Below are 15,413 nucleotides of genomic sequence, written 5' to 3' on the forward strand. Positions count from 1 at the left end.
GCCTGCGGGGATACGGATCGGGCCTGCCTTCGTTATGATTGAGGTCTTGTATGCGGCCGCCATCCCCGAGCGGTACGCCATCGCCAGCAGGAGTCACCATGGCCGACCTCAAAGAAGCCCGCGTTCCCGATATCGGCCACGCGGACGTTCCCGTCATCGAAGTGCTGGTCAAGGCCGGCGACCGGGTGGAGAAGGAGCAGAGCCTGATCACGCTCGAATCGGACAAGGCCACCATGGAAGTGCCCGCGCCGTTCGCCGGCACGGTGAAGGAAATGAAGCTGAAGGTGGGCGACGAGGTGTCCGAAGGCGCGGTGATCGCCCTTATAGAAATCGACGGCGCAGCCGTCTCCGCGTCCCCCTCTCCCGCTCCGGGAGAGGGCAGGGGTGAGGGTGCGCCCGAAGCGGCGAAGCAACCAGCCCCCGCTCCCGCGCCAGCCCCCGCTCCCGCCGAACCGAAACCCGCGCCGATCGCCGGCCAGGGCGCGCAGCCGGGTAACGCGCCCGAGGGCGACATGCCGCCGCGGGCGCGCCCGCCGATGGACGCCAGCATCGTGATGCCCGGCGACGCGCCGTACGCCAGCCCGGCGATCCGCGCGTTCGCACGCGAGCTGGGCGTGGACATCCAGCAGGTGAAGGGCAGCGGCCGCGGCGGCCGTATCCAGCGCGAGGACGTCAGCACCTACGTCAAGCACGCGCTCGCTTCCGGCGCGCGTCCGGTGGCCGGCGCCGCCGCTTCGGTGGGCGGCCTGAACCTGCTGCCGTGGCCGAAGGTCGATTTCGCCAAGTTCGGCGAGATCGAGGAGAAGCCGCTTACCCGCATCCAGAAGATTTCCGGCGCGAACCTCTCGCGCAACTGGGCGATGATCCCGCACGTCACCCAGCACGAGGACGCCGACATCACCGAGATGGAGGCGTTCCGCAAGCAGCTCGGCGCCGAGAACAAGGACCTCAAGATCAGCCCGCTGGTGTTCCAGATCAAGGCGGTGGTGGCCGCGCTGAAGGCGTTCCCGCAGTTCAACGCCTCGCTCGACGAATCCGGCGAGAAGCTGATCCTGAAGAAGTTCTTCCACATCGGCATCGCAGTGGACACGCCCGACGGCCTGGTGGTGCCGGTGATCCGCGATTGCGACAAGAAGGGCCTGCTCGACCTGGCCCGCGACCTGGCTGAGATCTCGAAAAAGGCGCGCGAGAAGAAGCTCGGCCCGGCCGAGATGTCCGGCGGCTGCTTCTCGATCAGCTCGCTCGGCGGCATCGGCGGCACCTACTTCACGCCGATCGTCAACGCGCCGGAGGTGGCGATCCTGGGCGTCTCCAAGTCGGTGACCAAGCCGGTGTGGAACGGCAAGGAATTCGCGCCGCGGCTGATCCTGCCGCTGTCGCTGTCGTACGACCACCGGGTGATCGACGGCGCGCTCGCCGCGCGCTTCGCCAGCTTCCTGGCCAACCAGCTCGGCGACATCCGCCGGCTGCTGCTCTGACCGGAGGTGACGACCATGGCGAACACGATCGAGATCAAGGTTCCCGACATCGGCGGCCACGACAACGTGCCGGTGATCGAGGTGCTGGTGAAGGCCGGCGACACGGTGGCGAAAGAACAAAGCCTGATCACGCTGGAGTCGGACAAGGCGACCATGGAGATTCCCTCCAGCGCCGCCGGTGTGGTCAAGGAGCTGAAGCTCAAGGTGGGCGACGAGGTTTCCGAAGGTGCGGTGATTGCCGTGCTGGAGGTGGCCGGCGCTTCGCTCCCCTCTCCCAGTGGGAGAGGGGCCGGGGGTGAGGGTACGGGCGAAGCGAGGTCTTCGGCTCCGACCGAACCCTCACCCGCCCCTTCGGGGCACCCTCTCCCGCAGGGAGAGGGGAAAGCGTCGCAGGCGGCTTCCGGCACCGGCCGCAAGGCTGACATCGAATGCAAGCTGGTCGTGCTCGGCTCCGGCCCGGGCGGCTACAGCGCCGCGTTCCGCGCTGCCGACCTCGGCGTCGACACCGTGCTGGTGGAGCGCTACGGCACGCTCGGCGGGGTCTGCCTCAACGTGGGCTGCATCCCGTCCAAGGCGCTGCTGCACGCCGCGGCGGTGATCGACGAGGCCGAAGCGATGGCCGCGCACGGCGTCACGTTCGGTGCACCAAAAATCGACATCGACAAGCTGCGCAGCTTCAAGAGCAAGGTGGTCGGCCAGCTCACCGGCGGCCTTGCCGGCATGGCCAAGGCGCGCAAGGTGCGCACGGTCGAAGGCAGCGGCACGTTCGTGTCGCCGCATGAAATGGAAGTCCAGACGAAGGACGGCGTGAAGCTGATTCGCTTCGAGCACGCGATCATCGCCGCCGGTTCGCAGTCGGTGAAGCTGCCGGCGTTCCCGTGGGACGACGAACGCGTGATGGATTCCACCGGCGCGCTGGAACTGAAGGACGTGCCGAAGAACCTGCTGGTCGTCGGCGGCGGCATCATCGGCCTGGAAATGGCCACGGTGTACTCGGCGCTGGGCAGCGCGGTGACCGTGGTCGAGTTCATGGACCAGCTGATCCCCGGCGCCGACGCCGATCTGATCAAGCCGCTGGCCAAGCGCCTGGGTGGCAAGCTCAAGGGCGTGCACCTGAAGACCAAGGTGGTCAGCGCCAAGGCCACCAAGAAGGGTATCGAGGTCGGCTACGAGGGCGACAGCATTCCCGAGACCACGCTGTTCGACCGCGTGCTGGTCGCGGTGGGCCGCTCGCCGAACGGCAACAAGATCGGCGCGGACAAGGCCGGCGTGGCGGTGACCGAGCGCGGTTTCATCAACGTCGACACGCAGATGCGCACCAACGTGCCGCACATCTACGCCATCGGCGACCTGGTCGGCCAGCCGATGCTGGCGCACAAGGCCACCCACGAGGCGCACGTCGCGGCGCAGGCAGTGGCCGGGCAGAAGAGCCACTTCGACGCGCGGGTGATCCCGTCGGTGGCGTTCACCGACCCGGAAATCGCCTGGGTCGGCGTGACCGAGCGCGAGGCGAAGGAAAAGGGGCTGAAGGTCGGCGTGGGCAAGTTCCCCTGGGCCGCCTCGGGCCGCGCCATCGGCATCGACCGCACCGAGGGTTTCACCAAGCTGATCTTCGACGAGGCAACCCACCGCATCGTCGGCGCCGGCATCGTCGGCGTGCACGCCGGCGACCTGATCTCCGAACTGGCGCTGGCGATCGAGATGGGCAGCGAGGCGGCCGACATCGCGCTCACCGTCCACCCGCACCCGACCCTGGGCGAATCGGTCGGCATGGCAGCGGAAATCTACGAAGGCACCATCACCGACCTGTACCTGCCGAAGAAGAAATGATCGTTGCGCCGCGCTCCGGCGCGGCGTGCGCCCGCCAAACGAGGTGACCATGTCGCTGAAGGTATGTCTCGCCGGCGCCACCGGCTGGGCCGGCTCGGAACTGGCGCGCGGTATCGCCGCGAGTGCGGATCTGGACCTGGTCGCCGCGGTGTCGCGGCGGCATGCCGGACAGCCCCTGGGCATGGCGCTGGGCGATGCGGCGATCGCCGCGCCGGTCTACGCCAGTGCGGCCGCAGCGTTGGCCGCGCCCTGCGACATATTCGTCGAGTACACCCATCCGGACAGCGCGAAGGCGAACATCCTCGCTGCGCTGGAACGCGGCGCACACGTGGTGGTCGGCACCTCGGGCCTCAGCGATGAGGACTACGCGCAAATCGATGCGCTGGCGCGCGAGCGGCGGCGCGGCGTGCTGGCCTGCGGCAACTTTGCGCTCACCGCGGTGCTGCTGATCAAGTTCGCCGAGATGGCGGCAAAGCTGATCCCGCAGTGGGAGCTTGTCGACTACGCCAGCGCTGGCAAGCCGGATGCGCCCAGCGGCACCGTGCGCGAGCTGGCCACGCGCATGGGCAAGGTGCGCCAGCCGCAGCTTGAAGTGCCGCTGGAGCGGACCGTCGGCCTGCGCGAGACGCGCGGTGGCACGCTGGCCGGCAGCCAGGTGCATGCGCTGCGCCTGCCAGGTTTCGTGATCGGCGCCGAGGCGATCTTCGGCATGCCGGACCAGACGCTGACGATCCGCCACCACACCGGCAACAGCGCGAAGCCCTACGTGGACGGCGCGTTGCTGGCGATCCGCAAGGTGGGCGGCTTGCTCGGCCTGCATCGCGGGCTGGACGTCGTGCTGGAACTGTAGGAGCCCGCTCGCGGGCGATGCTCTCTGTCCGGGATTCGGGATTCGGGATTCGCAAGAGCATCGCGCGCCAGCGCGTTCCTACAACGGCGTTGCGGTTGTTGGTGGCTGATGCCAGCGTCCCAGCAGCCAGGACGTGGCGAGGCAGCCGCCCAGGGCCAGCAGCCAGCCGAGCGTCGGCGCGTGGAACGGCGGCAGCAGGTCGCTGAACTGCTGCAGCCAGGCGCGACCGTAGATCGCCGTGACGATGCCGGCGCTGGCGACCAGGGCAGCGGCGAGCGCGAACAGCAGCGCGAATTCGAAGTGGATGACTGACGTGGGCTGCCGAACGCTGGCGACGCGGGCGGCCACCTGCTGCGCGAAATCCGCCGGCAATGCCTCCGGCAGCGGTTCGCGCAGCACGCGCGCGAGCAGCCGGTAGCGCCGGCCGCGCGCATCGTCGTCGACGGGATCGAGCTGCAGGCGCTCGCGCCGCATCGCGCTTTCCTGCGCCAGCCATTCGCGCTCGTGCGCCGGGTCGTCGAAGGGAGGAATGTCATCGTCGGTGTGCTGGTTCATGCTGCAACTCCGGTCCGCGCTTCGAGCGCGCCGCGCAGGCGCAAACGCGAGCGGAACAAGTGGCTCTTGATGGTACCGCTGGCCAATCCGGTGATCTGGGCGATCTCCGGGATGGTAGTTTCTTCGAGGTAGTACAAGGTCAGCAGCGTGCGCTGCAGCGGCGGCAGGGCCTCGATCGCCGCGTGCAGGTGGCGCGCTGTTTCGGCGTCCGCGCAGGCCGCCTCCAGGTCGAAGCCATCGCCGAGATTTTCCACCAGCGCGAAGTCGTTGTCCGCGCCGGGTTCGACCAGCGCAATGCGCTTGTGCTGCAGGTGGCGCAACGCGATGGTGTAGGCCACGCGGCCGATCCAGGATTTCAGCGCGCTCTCGCCGCGGTACTGGTGCAGGCACTGGTGCACGCGCAGGAAGGTGTCCTGGCACAGCTCGCGCGCGTCCTCCGGGTTGCGCACCATGCGCTGGATGATGTACCAGCACAGCCCCTGGTACTCGCGCACGAGCCGTTCGAACGCGCCCGGCCGGTTGGCCAGCACGGCGTCGACCAGCTCGCGGTCGGGGTCGCTGCGGATGTCATCCATGGAGCCAAGGGATACGCGTAGGCGGCAGGCGGTTGCAAGCGGTCGGCTGCAACCGGCGTGGGGACGGCTGTATCTATGCTTCCGACAGCCACCATCACGACGTCCATTCACCAGGAGGGCACCATGAATTTCGGCGAACTCATCCCGATCAGCCTGTTTGTCTGCATCGCCTACTCGATCAAGGTCTGCGTCGACGCCATGGTGCGCCGGCACATGGTCGATGCCGGTGGTTCGGAGGATCTGGTCCATTCGATCCTGCGCGACGAGGATCAGCGCCGGCGCCATTCCTCGCTGCGCTGGGGCATCGTGCTGGTGGCGCTGGCGCTCGGCTTCGGCCTGATCCAGTGGTTCGACTGGCACGAGGTCACCCCCGGCCTGATCGCCGTGCTGGCCGGCGCCACCGGCGTGGGCAACCTGGCGTTCTTCGCGATCTCGCGCAGGCTTGGCTAAAGCTGGTTCAATGGCGGCATCGCCGCACCGTCGGCATGCCCGCGAGCGTTCGGCCACATGAACGAACGGCTGATGTTCAACCTGGTGGACCTGGCTGGTACGTTCGCGTTCGCGATCAGCGGCGCCACTGCGGCCCGGCGCCGCAACCTCGACCTGTTCGGCATCCTGGCGATCGCCTATATCACTGCCTGCGGCGGCGGCATCGTGCGCGACCTGTGCATCGGTGCGATCCCGCCGGCGGGCCTGTCCGACTGGCGCTACCTGCTCACCGCGGTGGTGGCGGCCCTGCTTACCATCCTGGCGTACCGCTGGGTGGAGCGGCTGACCTACCCGGTGCGCCTGTTCGATGCGATGGGGCTGGGCCTGTTCGCGGTGTACGGCGCGAACAAGGCGCTGGCGTTCGGCCACAACGCGGAGGTGGCGATCCTGCTTGGCATGGTCACCGCGATCGGCGGCGGCGTGGCGCGCGACGTGCTGCTGGCGCGCGTGTCGGTGGTGCTGCAGAAGGAGATCTATGCGCTGGCCGCGCTCGCCGGCGCCGCGCTGGCGGTGATCGGCGAATACCTGCACTGGCCCGTGCTGTGGGCGACCTGGCTGCCGATCCTGTTGTGCTTCGCGTTGCGCATCCTGTCGCTGTACTTCCACTGGAACCTGCCGCGCTTCGGCAGCGACCCGCAGGCGTGACGCCCGCGGCTGCATGCAGGCGCGGACAGACGAAGGGGCCGGATCACGCGATCCGGCCCCTTCGCGACACGAGATACTCAGTGCTTATGGTGGGTCTTGGCGTGGCCCTTGGCCTCGTGCTTGCCCTCGTTCTTGTCGTTGGCGACCTGGCTGACGGCCTTGCCGACGTTAGTGTCGTCCGCCTTCGCCTCGTGCGCGGCGGTGGACACCGCGTCGCCGTGCGCGTCGTGGTTCATCGACGCCGACGGCGGGCTCGGCGGGGTGTGGCCACCGCCGTGCTGCGGTGCCGCCAGGGCGTACGACAGTGGCAGGGCGAAGGCAGCGGCGATCAGGGCGGCGGTGATGGTCTTGGTCATGACATAACCTCGGTTGGGTTGAGCCATGCGGCGCATGGCGAAATTACGATAGGGCCGGGTCAGGGCGGCAGGATGAACGGCGGATATGCGCAGGAAATTGCGTGAGAGCTGCGTCACGCGCCGGCGTCAGCCGACTTCGAACAGGTCGGTCTGCGCCTGGTAGCTGTCGGCGTCGACGAAGCCGGCCAGGCCCACGCCAACCAGCCGGTACAGGCTGTCGGCGGGGCGTTCGACGCGCCCGCGCAAGGCGCAGGCGAGGTCGGCCAGCTCGGTGGCCGAGGCTGGCCGCAGCGTCGGGGTGAGGCTGCGCGTCAGGGTGTGGAAGTCGGCGGTCTTCAGCTTCAGCACTACCGTGCGCGCCACCCGGCCGCGCTCGCGCAGGTGCGCCGTCCAGGCCTTGTCGGCGAGGCGGCGGATGTGCGGCTCCAACTGGTCGAGACGCAGATCGTGTTCGAAGGTGTCCTCGGCAGAGACTTGCAAGGTGGGGCGCTCCGGCTCGACCGGACGTTCGTCGATGCCGCGTGACAGCTCGTGCAGGCGCTGTCCCCAGCGGCCGAAGCGCTGTTCCAGCTCGACCGGCGCGAACGCGCGCAACTCGCCCACGGTGGCGATGCCGAGCACGGCCAGCTTCGCCTCCATCACCTTGCCCACGCCGGGCAGGCGGCCCACCGGCAGTGGCGTGAGGAAGGCCACTACCTGCTGCGGACGCACCACGTACAGGCCGTCCGGCTTGCGGAAATCCGAGGCGATCTTGGCCAGGAACTTGTTCGGCGCCACCCCGGCCGAGGCGGTGAGCCGGGTTTCCTCGCGGATCGCCGCGCGGATCGCCTCGGCGGTGGCGGTGGCCGAGCCCAGTGCGCTCTTCGTCGTGGTGACGTCGAGGTAGGCCTCGTCCAGCGACAGCGGCTCGATCAGCTCGGTGTGCCGCGCGAAGATCTCGCGGATCTGCCGCGACACCGCCTTGTAGCGCACGAAATCCGGCGGCACGAAGATCAGCTGCGGGCACAGCCGCTCGGCACGGATCGCCGGCATCGCCGAGCGCACGCCGAACACGCGTGCCTCGTAGCTGGCCGCGCACACCACCGAGCGCGCACCACGCCAGGCCACCGCCACCGGCTTGCCGCGCAACGAGGGGTCGTCGCGCTGCTCCACCGACGCGTAGAACGCGTCCATGTCGACGTGGAGGATCTTGCGCGGTGAGGCGGACACACGGACGACCATGGCGGGGCGATGCACCGATTCTAGAGGCGAGCGCCGTCGGTGGGTGTCAGCAGTGATGCCGCGCCGATCGCCGCAGGCGCCATTCGAAGCCGGCCAGCGCCGCGCTGGCCAGCACGAACGGCAGCAGGTTGTAGGTCAGCCGGTAGCACAGCATTGCGGCGAGCAGGTCGGCGCGCGCCTCCGGCGGAAACGAGGCCAGCATGATCGTCTCGAACACGCCCAGGCCGCCCGGCGCGTGGCTGACGATGCCGGCCAGCACCGCGCCGACGTAGATCGGCAGGAAATCGACGAACGGCGGCGCTGCACCGGCCGGCAGCAGCACGTACAGCGCGCTGATCGCGGCGAGCATCTCCACGCCGCCGATCAGCATCTGTGCCGCCGCGGTGCTGGCGCCCGGCAGCGGCAGCGTCAGCCGTCCCAGCGCGAGCGTGCGCGGTCGTGCCAGCCAGCCCAGCAGGGCGAGCAGCAACAGGGCCAGCGCCATGCCCGGCCAGCGCCCCCAGCCTTGCGTGATCTGCGGCTGCCAGCACAGCGCACCGGTGATCACCACGGCGAAACCCAACCCCACGCCGAGCCCGGCCAGGGCCACGATGCGCGCGACGTCGCCGGCGCCCAACCCGACCGCCGCATAGATGCGGTAGCGCAGTGCCGCGCCGGTGATCGCATGGAAGCCCAGCGTGTTCGAGATGCCCTGGGTGACCGCGCCGGCGAACGCCGCCAGCCGCGCGGAGACACGATCGCCCACCACCGTGCGCGCCGCCAGCACGTCGAACAGCGCCAGCATCGTCAGGCTCACCGCCGCAGCGATGACCGAGGCTGCGATGTGCCGCGCCGGCAGCTGCGCCCAGGCGGCCACCACCTCGCGCCACGACAGCCCGGTGACGTAGCGCTGCAGCAACCACGCCGCCAATGCGAACGCCGCCAGCGAACCGCCCCACGAGGCCAGCCGCAGCCAGCGCGGCGGCGAACGCGCGGCGTCGTCTTGCCGCTGCGGCGGCTCAGCGCGCATGGGCCACCGCGACTGCATCCGGGCGGTCGATCCGCGCGGCCACTTCCTGCGCCAGCCGCTGTGCCGCCGCCGGATGTCCGGCCAGGTGCAGGAACGGCTCGATCAGTTCCAGCTCCATCACCAGGAAGCGCCCGCCGCTGACCACGCCATCCACGCGCAGGTAAGCGTGGTTGCCGTGGCCGAGCGCCGCCAGCGCGGCCAGCGCACGATTGGCGGCGGCCAGGATCGCCGCGTCGGGCTGCGCCGGCTCGGCGCTGCCGCCGTATTCGCCCTGCACGCGGTAGTCGCCGGCGGCCGGGCGCTTGATCACCGCATGGCCGAATTCGCCAGCGAAATACAGCAGCGACCATTCGCCGTCGCTGACCACTTCCGGTATGAACGGCTGCACCAGGTAGTCGCGTTCGCGCGGCAGCTGCGCCACGGCATCGGTGAACGCCGCGTCGCCGGCGGTGCCGCGCAGCGTGTGCCAGGCGCTGCCGCTGACGCTGGGCTTGATCACCACCGATTGCCCCGCCAGCGCCGCCAGCGTATCGGGCAGCGCTGCGGCATCGGCCAGCCGGGTGGGGATGATGGCCACGCCGTGCTGTGCCAGTTCGAGCAGGTAGCGCTTGTCGCTGTTCCAGCGCAGCAGCGCGCTGTCGTTGATGGTGGGAACGCCCAGCGCATCGAGCCGGTCCAGCCAGTGCAGGAACGCCGCATGGTGCCTGAAGTAATCCCAGATGGTGCGGATCAGCACCGCGTCGAACGCCGACCAGTCCACCGCCGGGTCATTCCACACGCAGACCGCCGGCGGCAGGCCGAGCTGCTCCAGCGTGGCGGCCAGATGCACGTCGTCGGGTTGAACCGATGGATGGTCCGCGGAAGTGGCGAGGGCGAGCCGGCGAGGGGCGGCGGGAATGGGCATGGCGACGTCTCCAGTGTGCGGAAAGGGCGCCCTTGCGACGGATTCGCACATCGAGCGTGGCGGACGGCGTCCGCTGCAGCACCCCTCGACGGCGATGGCGCGGCGGCATCGCCGCAACGCCAAAAACTGACGGCACCTGCCGTGCCGACCACGACAGTTTTCCGGTGCGGCCGCGCCTTGTCAATTTACCGGATGGCATGCTGCCGGAGCGTGCGCGCGCCAGACGGGACTGGTGGAGACCGCATCGACGATGGCAAGGTAGCTGGATGCCGATCGAACCTGCCAACGCCTATGCCCGCCGCCTGAACACCTGGGACGCCGCGATGATTGTCATCGGCGGCGTGATCGGTGCGGGCATCTTCCTCACCCCGGCCACGGTCGCGCGCAACACCTCCTCGGGTACGGAAGTGCTGGTGCTGTGGGCGATCGGCGGCCTGCTGACCCTGGCCGGCGTACTGTGCTACGCCGAGCTGGGCGCGCGCCGACCGCAGGCGGGCGGCATCTACGTCTACCTGCGCGAGGCGTTCGGCTTGCTGCCGGCGTTCCTGTTCGGCTGGACCATGGCGCTGATCAACTATCCCGGCAGCGTGGCCGCGGTGGCCACCATGTTCGCCGAGTATTTCTGCGCCGCGCTCGGCCTGCCGCAGCTGTACGTGAAGCCCGCGGCGGTGGGTGCGATCGTGTTCATCGTGGGCGTCAACCTGTTCGGCATCCGTGCCGGCGCTTGGATGCAGAATGTATTCACCGTGCTGAAGCTGGCGGCGATCGCGCTGCTGGTGGTCGCCGGGCTGGTGCTGGCGCATGGCCGGCTGGGGTCGGTGCTGGCGGTGGACGCGGCGCCGCCCGTGTCGCCGTGGTCGTTCGTCGGCGCGCTGCTGCCGGTGCTGTTCACCTACGGCGGCTTCCACTACCTCAACGATCTTGCCGGTGAAGTGCGCAACCCGCAGCACACGCTGCCGCATGCGCTGGGCCTGGGCATGGCCGGCGTGGTGATCTGCTACCTGCTGGCCAATTTCGCCTACCTGGCGGGCCTGGGCCATGCCGGCCTCGCCGCCAGCCAGGCGCCGGCGGCGGACCTGATGCGCCGGCTGTTCGGCGAGCAAGGCGCCACCGTGATCGCCGTCGGCATCGCCTGCTCCACCTTCGGCTACTGCGCCATCGCGATCGCCGGCGGCGCGCGGGTGCTGCAGACGATGGGTGCGGACGGCGTGTTCTTCCGTGCCGCGGGCCACGTCGATGCGCGCACGCGCGCGCCGCAGGTCGCGCTGGTCCTGCTCGGCGCGTGGGCGGCGGTGCTGGCCTATTCCGGCAGCTTCAACCAGCTGCTCAACTACACCACGGTGGGTGAGTGGCTGGGCCACGTGTTCGGCATCGGCACGCTGTTCTGGTACCGCAAACATTTCATCGACCAGCCGGCGCCGTACCAGGTGCCGTTCTATCCGCTGCTGCCGCTGATCTTCGTGATCACCGTGTTCGGCGTGATCGTGGCCAGCGCCATCCACGCGCCGGGCGACGCCGGCATGAGCCTGCTGATCATCGCGCTGGGCGTGCCGGTGTACTACGGCTGGCAGCGCTGGACGCGCCGCCAGCCGGCGTGAGGCATTACGCTGCGTAGGGCGGGCACGGCCCGCCGGCTCCAGGCTCCGTAATGCAGGAGCGGCGGGCAGTGCCCACCCTACAAAGCCGGTTCACGCGAGGATGTCGATGATGAAACGTCATGCATGGATCTGGCTGGGCCTGTGCGGTCTCGGTGCCTGCTACGCCACTACAGCACCGGGCGTGGCCGACCTGACGGCGCGCAATGCCAGGGTCCGCATCAGCCTCGACCACGTGCAGCGCATCGGCGGCACCGAACGCGCCGCCGACGGTGTGGCGCAACAGCGCTACGCGTTCCAGCCGGCGGCGCAGCCGCAGCTCGTGATCGCGCCGGCGAGCGGTGCATGGGATTGGTCGGGCCGTGGTGAGCTGCGCCTGCGCGTGCAGAACGCGATGCCGTGGGCGGTGACGCTGCAGATCGCCGTCGACGGCACCGCGGCAGGCCAGCGTCTGCAGGCCAGTGTGGAGGTGCCGGCCGGCCCCGCGCAGACCGTGGTGCTGCCGTTGCACGCCACCTCGCCGCGCGCGCAAGGCATGCAGGCCGGGCCGCCGATGCCGTACGACGCGCACGGGCAACGCATTTTACTGGCGACTACGGTAGAGGGTGCGCTCGACCTGCGCGCGGTGCGCGCGGTCACCCTCGCCATGCCGGCACCGCAGGCCGCGCAGACCCTGCTGCTGGGCACGATCGACGCCGTGCCAGGCGAGGTCACCCTGCACGAGGCCTACGCCGGCATCGTCGACCGCTACGGACAGTACGTGCGCGGGCGCGGGCCGGAGAAGATCGACACCGACGAGGCGCTGCGCACCGCCGTGCGGGCGGCCACGGCGGAGTCGAAGCCGGTGGGGCTGGATCGCTACGGCGGACGTCTGGACGTCCAAAGCCTGGAACGCACCGGCTGGTTCCACGCACAGAAACGCGGTGGCCGCTGGCATCTGGTGACACCCGACGGCCATGCGTTCTTCTCGCTCGGCGTCAACGCGGTGATCACCGACGGTGGGCGCAGCTACGTCGAGGGCCGTGAGTTCATGTTCCGCGACCTGCCGCTGGACGGCGGCGAATGGACGGCGTTCTACGGTCATGACGACAACCGCAACCCGGAGCAGGGCGCCAGCCGCGGCATCGGCTACCACCACGGCCGCTGGTTCGACTTCTACGCGGCGAACCTGTACCGCGTCGACGGCAAGCACTGGCTGGCCGCATGGCGCACGCGCGCACTGCAGCGCCTGTCGGCCTGGGGCTTCAACACCCTCGGCAACTGGAGCGACGACGCGCCGGGCCAGGCGCATCGCCTTGCCTACACGCGCTCGATCGACATTGGCGGCGACTACGCGAACGTTTCCAGCGGTTACGACTACTGGGGCCGCATGCCCGATCCGTTCGATCCGCGCTTTGCGCAGGCCGCCGAGCGTGCAGTGATCAAGGCCAGCGCCGGCGTGCGCGACGATCCGTGGCTGCTCGGCTACTTCGCCGACAACGAACTGGCCTGGGCCGGCAGCGGCCTGCAAGGCCGCTGGGGCCTGGCGCTGGGCACGCTGGCCGGCGACGCGAGCAGCCCCGCCAAGCAGGCGTTCATCGCCGAGCTCAGGGCGAAGTACCGCACGCCGGCGCAGCTGGCCGCGGCGTGGGGCATCGCGCTCGCCTCATGGGGCGCGCTCGACGCCACCGGCTTCGCCGCACCTGCGCCGAACGAGGCGCATCCGGCGATCGCCCGTGACTACGGCGCCTGGCTGCGGCGCTATGCGGACACCTATTTCCGTATCGTTGCGGAAGCGATACGTCGCCACGACCCGCACCACCTGTTCCTCGGCGGCCGCTTCGCGGTGCGTACGCCCGAGGCCGTCGCCGCCTGCGCCGCGTACTGCGACGTGCTCAGCTTCAACGTCTACGCCGACTTGCCGCAGCACGGCCTCGACCTCGCCGCGCTGCACGCGCTCGACAAGCCCGTGCTGATCGGCGAATTCGCGTTCGGCTCGACCGACCGCGGCCCGTTCGGTGCGGGACCGGTGGCCGTCTGGAACGAGCAACAGCGCGGCGAAGCCTATGCGAAGTTTGTCGCCGCGGCGGCAAGCGATCCGAACATCGTTGGTGCGCACTGGTTCGACTACGCCGACCAGCCCGTCACCGGCCGCCTGCTCGACGGCGAGAACAGCCACTTCGGGCTGGTGGGGATCACCGACATCCCGTTCGGCGGGTTCGTGGAGGCGGTGCGCATGGCAAACCAGCAGGTGCGGGGAGGGCGCTGAACACTCTCGCCGCGGGAGACGCCAGCGTGGCCATCGGTTAGGCTGGCGCGACCGCCGGGGAGAGCGGACGGCATGGGGATGCCGACGGGCGGTTTCCTTCCACTGACCAGGGGGTTGTATGGGTACTTCTTCGTTGGCCGCACTGGCCGGCATGGGGTTGTTCGGGATGCTGGTGATGATCGTCGTCGGCATCCTGCTGGCGGCGCTGGTGCTGAGCGTGTCGTTCCGGCTGGTGGTCGGCTACATGCCGTCCTACCTGCGCGCGATCGGTGCGCTGGTGCTGACCTGGATTGCGGTGGCCATTGCGATGGTGGTCGTGGGCATGGTGATGCATGGGGCCGCCGGTGGGCTGTTGTCGTTGATCGTGAATTTCCTGGTCGGCGCCGCCGTGGTGAACTATCTGCTGCTGGCGCAGAACGGCAGCCAGATCGGCTACGGCAAGGCGTGCATGGTGCAGCTGGTCTACAGCGTGATCGGCATCGTGCTGGGGGTGATCATCTTCGGCATCATGGCGGTGTTCTTCGGCAGCATGCTGGCGCACGCATGAGTCGTGCGCGGGGCGGGCAATCCGCCCCGCGCGTTTTCACGGATCTCAGGCCAGGCTGGTGGCCACGCCGAAGCTGATCGCCATGATCACCGCCACCGCCATGCAGGCGCTGCCGGGGCGGATGCGGCGGGCGTCGATGCGCGGCACCAGCCGCCACAACAGCACGCTGCCGATCAGCATGTCCAGCACCAGCATCCAGCGCAGCAGGCCGGAGCTCAGCAGCGCGCCGTAGGGCGGATGCAGGTGGCCTTCGTAAGCGGCCACGCCGACCACCAGCAGCAGGCCGAGCAGGGTCCACAGCAGGCAGGCGAGGTAGATGCGGTTGAACACCACCGCGCAGCGTTCGGCCCAGCGCAGCACCGACCAGCCGATCAGGGCGAACACCAGCGCAGCCATGCTGCTGTACAGCACCCACCAGAGCAGGCTGCTGATCACGGTAAGCAGGGTGGTCATGTGACTTGCTTGAATCCCAGTTTGCGCAGCAGCTTGGCCATCAGCCAGGCCGGGCCGATCAGCAGGTAGGCCAGGTCGGTGAGAAAGCTGGGCTTGCGTCCCTCGAACTTGTGCCCGATGAACTGGCCGATCCAGGCGACCACGAATACGCCGACCGCGAGCCAGCACAGCTGCGTGGGGCCGAGTCGCCCATACAGGAAGTTGGTGAGCAGGCCGAGCAGGGCAAATGCGATCAGCAGCGCGATGGCCAGCCGGTGCGAGCGCTTCCAGTACCAGTAGAACGCCAGCACCATCACCAGCACCGCCCAGGCGCCGGGCCGGGCGAATGCGGCCGGTACCGGAATCGCCCACAGCAGCGCGATCACCGACCACACGATCGGCGGCACGCAGAGCCAGTGGAACAACCGGTTGGTCGGGTTTTGATGGTCGCCGCTGTAACTGTCGAGCCAGTCCTGCATGCTGCGCTGGTTTGCGGCTCGCGTGGTCATGGTGCGTTCCCCCCATGGGTCAGGCCTGCAATAGCAGCACGCCGGCGGCGGCCGTCGCAAGCAGAGAGCAAGTGTAGGAGCGCACCCTGTCCACAAGGAACTTCCTTCGGTCGTGGGGGGGGGGGGGGGGGGGGGGGGGGGGGGGGGGGGGGGGGGGGGGGGGGGGGGGA

At 69.4% G+C, this 15,413-nt stretch carries 16 protein-coding genes and 1 riboswitch; of the genes, 8 read left to right on the forward strand and 8 right to left on the reverse strand.

Annotation, left to right across the window (positions count from 1 at the left end; translation table 11 throughout):
* Positions 1–98: 98 nt before the first annotated feature.
* Genes aceF through dapB form a run of 3 tightly spaced genes read left to right on the forward strand, consistent with a single transcriptional unit; the run spans position 99 to position 4,158 of the window.
* Complete coding sequence (gene aceF / locus AC3WTD_RS06915; protein WP_492613332.1) at positions 99–1,478, forward strand: dihydrolipoyllysine-residue acetyltransferase; 1,380 nt, start codon at positions 99–101, stop codon at positions 1,476–1,478.
* Between the two features lie 15 nt (positions 1,479–1,493).
* Positions 1,494–3,308, forward strand: a complete 1,815-nt coding sequence (gene lpdA / locus AC3WTD_RS06920; protein WP_492613333.1) for a dihydrolipoyl dehydrogenase — start codon at positions 1,494–1,496, stop codon at positions 3,306–3,308.
* Positions 3,309–3,357: 49 nt separating this feature from the next.
* Positions 3,358–4,158 (forward strand): 4-hydroxy-tetrahydrodipicolinate reductase, encoded by an 801-nt coding sequence (dapB, locus tag AC3WTD_RS06925; protein WP_027492931.1) that lies wholly within the window; start codon positions 3,358–3,360, stop codon positions 4,156–4,158.
* A 78-nt stretch (positions 4,159–4,236) separates the two neighbouring features.
* Here dapB and AC3WTD_RS06930 read toward each other — a convergent pair whose 3' ends face one another.
* Together AC3WTD_RS06930 and AC3WTD_RS06935 are read right to left on the reverse strand one after the other, a co-directional pair.
* On the reverse strand, positions 4,237–4,713 hold the full coding sequence (locus AC3WTD_RS06930) for a hypothetical protein (protein WP_027492932.1): 477 nt from the start codon (positions 4,711–4,713) through the stop codon (positions 4,237–4,239).
* Entirely contained in the window at positions 4,710–5,288 is a 579-nt protein-coding gene (locus AC3WTD_RS06935) for an RNA polymerase sigma factor (RefSeq protein WP_492613334.1), read from the reverse strand. The genes AC3WTD_RS06930 and AC3WTD_RS06935 overlap by 4 nt, the downstream gene beginning before the upstream one ends.
* Before the next feature lie 123 nt (positions 5,289–5,411).
* Between AC3WTD_RS06935 and AC3WTD_RS06940 the strand changes: the two genes are divergently transcribed.
* Positions 5,412–5,738 carry a DUF6249 domain-containing protein gene (locus AC3WTD_RS06940; RefSeq protein ID WP_027492934.1) on the forward strand — a complete coding sequence of 109 codons (327 nt, stop codon included), beginning with the start codon at positions 5,412–5,414 and terminating at the stop codon, positions 5,736–5,738.
* Between the two features lie 57 nt (positions 5,739–5,795).
* Complete coding sequence (locus tag AC3WTD_RS06945) at positions 5,796–6,422, forward strand: trimeric intracellular cation channel family protein (RefSeq protein ID WP_027492935.1); 627 nt, start codon at positions 5,796–5,798, stop codon at positions 6,420–6,422.
* A gap of 77 nt (positions 6,423–6,499) precedes the next feature.
* Here AC3WTD_RS06945 and AC3WTD_RS06950 read toward each other — a convergent pair whose 3' ends face one another.
* The 4 genes from AC3WTD_RS06950 to AC3WTD_RS06965 all read right to left on the reverse strand — a co-directional run bounded on the left by AC3WTD_RS06950 (position 6,500) and on the right by AC3WTD_RS06965 (position 9,912).
* Entirely contained in the window at positions 6,500–6,778 is a 279-nt protein-coding gene (locus AC3WTD_RS06950) for a hypothetical protein (protein ID WP_027492936.1), read from the reverse strand.
* A 126-nt stretch (positions 6,779–6,904) separates the two neighbouring features.
* On the reverse strand, positions 6,905–7,999 hold the full coding sequence (gene dinB, locus AC3WTD_RS06955) for a DNA polymerase IV (protein WP_235642524.1): 1,095 nt from the start codon (positions 7,997–7,999) through the stop codon (positions 6,905–6,907).
* A 46-nt stretch (positions 8,000–8,045) separates the two neighbouring features.
* Positions 8,046–9,008, reverse strand: a complete 963-nt coding sequence (locus tag AC3WTD_RS06960) for a putative bifunctional lysylphosphatidylglycerol flippase/synthetase (protein ID WP_051257577.1) — start codon at positions 9,006–9,008, stop codon at positions 8,046–8,048.
* Positions 8,998–9,912: an ATP-grasp domain-containing protein gene (locus AC3WTD_RS06965; protein ID WP_027492939.1), complete on the reverse strand. Its 915-nt coding sequence runs from the start codon at positions 9,910–9,912 to the stop codon at positions 8,998–9,000. Before AC3WTD_RS06965 ends, AC3WTD_RS06960 begins: the two co-directional genes overlap by 11 nt.
* A gap of 17 nt (positions 9,913–9,929) precedes the next feature.
* Positions 9,930–10,005, reverse strand: a riboswitch (S-adenosyl-L-homocysteine riboswitch).
* Positions 10,006–10,178: 173 nt separating this feature from the next.
* Between AC3WTD_RS06965 and AC3WTD_RS06970 the strand changes: the two genes are divergently transcribed.
* From AC3WTD_RS06970 to AC3WTD_RS06980, 3 genes are all read left to right on the forward strand, one after another.
* Entirely contained in the window at positions 10,179–11,510 is a 1,332-nt protein-coding gene (locus AC3WTD_RS06970) for an APC family permease (protein ID WP_027492940.1), read from the forward strand.
* 109 nt (positions 11,511–11,619) lie between these two features.
* Positions 11,620–13,755, forward strand: coding sequence for a beta-agarase (locus AC3WTD_RS06975; RefSeq protein WP_492613335.1), 2,136 nt, complete (start codon positions 11,620–11,622; stop codon positions 13,753–13,755).
* Positions 13,756–13,873: 118 nt separating this feature from the next.
* Complete coding sequence (locus tag AC3WTD_RS06980) at positions 13,874–14,302, forward strand: hypothetical protein (RefSeq protein WP_027492942.1); 429 nt, start codon at positions 13,874–13,876, stop codon at positions 14,300–14,302.
* A gap of 45 nt (positions 14,303–14,347) precedes the next feature.
* Here the strand turns inward: AC3WTD_RS06980 and AC3WTD_RS06985 are convergent, their stop codons facing one another.
* Together AC3WTD_RS06985 and AC3WTD_RS06990 are read right to left on the reverse strand one after the other, a co-directional pair.
* Positions 14,348–14,755 carry a hypothetical protein gene (locus AC3WTD_RS06985; protein WP_027492943.1) on the reverse strand — a complete coding sequence of 136 codons (408 nt, stop codon included), beginning with the start codon at positions 14,753–14,755 and terminating at the stop codon, positions 14,348–14,350.
* Complete coding sequence (locus tag AC3WTD_RS06990) at positions 14,752–15,243, reverse strand: Mpo1 family 2-hydroxy fatty acid dioxygenase (protein ID WP_027492944.1); 492 nt, start codon at positions 15,241–15,243, stop codon at positions 14,752–14,754. The genes AC3WTD_RS06985 and AC3WTD_RS06990 overlap by 4 nt, the downstream gene beginning before the upstream one ends.
* Positions 15,244–15,413 lie beyond the last annotated feature (170 nt).

Source organism: Rhodanobacter sp. FW106-PBR-R2A-1-15 (genome assembly GCF_058789735.1).